General features: G+C 28.2%; 2 protein-coding genes. Both read right to left on the bottom strand.

What is annotated here, in order from left to right; all coding sequences use genetic code 11:
• Positions 1-58 precede the first annotated feature (58 nt).
• Positions 59-940, bottom strand: coding sequence for a carboxypeptidase-like regulatory domain-containing protein (locus H8R24_RS17910; protein WP_187021812.1), 882 nt, complete (start codon positions 938-940; stop codon positions 59-61).
• Positions 941-945: 5 nt separating this feature from the next.
• Positions 946-1704, bottom strand: coding sequence for a GLPGLI family protein (locus tag H8R24_RS17915; protein ID WP_187021814.1), 759 nt, complete (start codon positions 1702-1704; stop codon positions 946-948).
• Positions 1705-2245: the final 541 nt, after the last annotated feature.

The raw sequence follows: 2245 nt of genomic DNA on the forward strand, positions 1-2245 counted from the left end.
ATGAAAGTGATTATTTGGTGAAATTAAATCCAGTTATATGAAAATTGAGAATACTTTTTCAGCAAGCCCTAATTAGATGGTCAATATCGCCTACTGCATCCGCACCTACATTGTTTAAATTTGATAAAAAATAATATTTGATTTTTTTACCAAAATTCATTAAATTAGTTCTTACATCATATCTGTTTTCAGACACCAACCCATATCCTAACTGTAAGTTTCCAAACCATTCTCTTTTTGCATCGTCTTTTAACTTCAAGTTTAGTGCAACTTTATCACTATTTTCAACTCCTTTCAAATGTTTGTTATTAGAATAGTGCTGATATAATTCTACTTTTTCTATTGGATTTGCAGGCATATTTTTAGTTAATAATTTGTACCCTTTTTCAAAAAAATCATCTCCTTCAATCATTACTTTTTCTACTTCTTGACCACCAATTTTAATCACACCGTCGTTAGATATGCTTATACCAGGTATTTTTTTTAATAAATCTTCAACAACTTGCTCGTTTCCTTGTGAAAAATCTTTAGCATTAAAAACTATTGTATCTTGTTTTATTATTATTGCATTCTCTTTCTCAATTATGACTTCATTAAGTTCAATGGTTTCATCTTTTAGGGTTATATTTTTAATAATATTTTTACCGTCCTCAAAAGATATAGTTTTAATTTCGGATTTGTATGAAATTGCAGCATAAGTAATTTCAAAGAGACCAATTTCATTTATATTTAGTTTATAACTACCATCCGTTTCGGAGTGCGTGTATGCAGTTACAATATCACTATTAATGGGTTTAATCAAAATATTTGCGTAACTTATTGGATTGTTTATGCTGTCTTTCACAATTCCTTGAATACTGGTTTGTGCAATTAAAGAATTGCCTAATAACAAAAAGATTATTAGGCAATTTTTAAATAAAATATTATTTATAATTTTCATTTTCTTTAATCATATTTTAATTCGATTGAATAATTTTCTGAAGTGCTACTTTCTAATGTCACCCCTCTTGGGAGTCTTTTAAGCATAATATCTGACCTTGATTTGTGTGCTTTTTCAATTTTATCTACATATTGGTTTAAAGTAATTTCATTTGCTTTTAATTTTTGGATAACATTAAAATCTATTTTTTCCTTTAATGGGAGTATTATTTTAGTTGCAGTCCAATGATATGTATTTTGAGAATCATAAATTTCGAGGATCAAACCGGGCAAACCATTAAACTTCCAAGGTCCGAATGATAGAGGAACTTTATATGTATACCAAGCAATATAATTTCTGCCTCTAAAATTAAGTGTTGCTTTATTGCATATAAAATTATTTATTTTTTTGACATCTTCTTTTTTAGTTGATAAAACCCATTTCATAACAGGTATGGTTTCATTAATTTTATATGCTTTTTCATCAATAAAATCAGTAAAATTGAGAGTTTTTTTTGCAATATCAAGTATATAGGATTCATCTTTATTTTTTACATTAATATGTACAGTAGTTTCATTGTCTTTATCCATAGAACTATCACCTTCTTTTTGAGAAAAGGTCTGAAATATTGCTTGACTATTTGTGCATTTAAGTGTCGTATTTTCTTTATAGATTTTCCCACCAAGAGTTGTTGTAAACTGATATTCAATTAATGATGCATATTTTGTATTTGTTTGGGCAATTGAGCCTATAAATGCAAAAAGAAGTAAAATAGTTGTTTTCATATAAATTGTTTTTGTTAAAAAAGTTGTGACCTATGTTTTCAATAGATCACAACTAAATTATTTATTTTATTGATCTAAAAACGCTTCTGCCATAGAATTGCATGATGCAGCGCAGTGTCAGTAGTAAAATAATAATTGTCTACATAACTATGACTACCACTGTGTGAATACACAGAAATATGACATCTTACACATGCTGATTTTTCAACTTTGGCAATTGAGATTGGAACTGTTGTGAATGAGAATAATGTCAGGAATCCTGCGGCTACTAAGCCAAGCATTAATTTTTCATCTTTTCTTTTTATTTTCTCTTTGGGTTTAAAAGTCAAATTCCCTCGTTATTTTATTTTTTCTTTGGGCTAAAAAACAATAACTCCCTCAATTCGTAGCTACGGAATATTTTTAAAATCAATTTTGAATTGTTTTTTTCTTAGCGAGTTCGTGTAGCTCGGGGCGGTATCAGTTAACGTCAGTCTGTGAAAAAACTTCCGTTTATTTCTTTCAAATATAACACATAATATAATATAAAAGGAAGAAAAGT

Source organism: Flavobacterium muglaense, from assembly GCF_014305155.1.
GTDB classification, from domain to species: domain Bacteria; phylum Bacteroidota; class Bacteroidia; order Flavobacteriales; family Flavobacteriaceae; genus Flavobacterium; species Flavobacterium muglaense.